General features: G+C 47.3%; 1 pseudogene. It reads right to left on the reverse strand.

The window, feature by feature from the left end:
* Nucleotides 1-336: pseudogene (locus JUI58_RS00350) on the reverse strand (photosystem II D2 protein (photosystem q(a) protein)); the annotation flags it as partial.

A 336-nucleotide genomic window follows, 5' to 3' on the forward strand; every position in this document is an offset into this window, starting at 1 on the left:
TTTGATGGGGTTGGTCTTCGGGAGCTAACCAAGCTCGCAGACCTTCATTTAACAGGATATTCTTGGTGTAGAATGTCTCAAATTCGGGGTCTTCTGCTGCCCGAATCTCCTGAGAGACAAAATCGTAGGCGCGTAGGTTTAAAGCTAAACCGACAATGCCGATAGAACTCATCCACAGTCCCGTTACCGGAACAAAGAGCATGAAAAAGTGTAACCAACGCTTGTTGGAGAAGGCAATTCCGAAAATCTGACTCCAGAAACGGTTTGCTGTCACCATAGAGTAGGTTTCTTCTGCTTGGGTGGGGTTAAAGGCCCGGAAAGTGGTGGAAGAATCTC

The organism is Spirulina sp. CCY15215 (assembly GCF_016888125.1).
GTDB lineage: Bacteria > Cyanobacteriota > Cyanobacteriia > Cyanobacteriales > Spirulinaceae > CCY15215.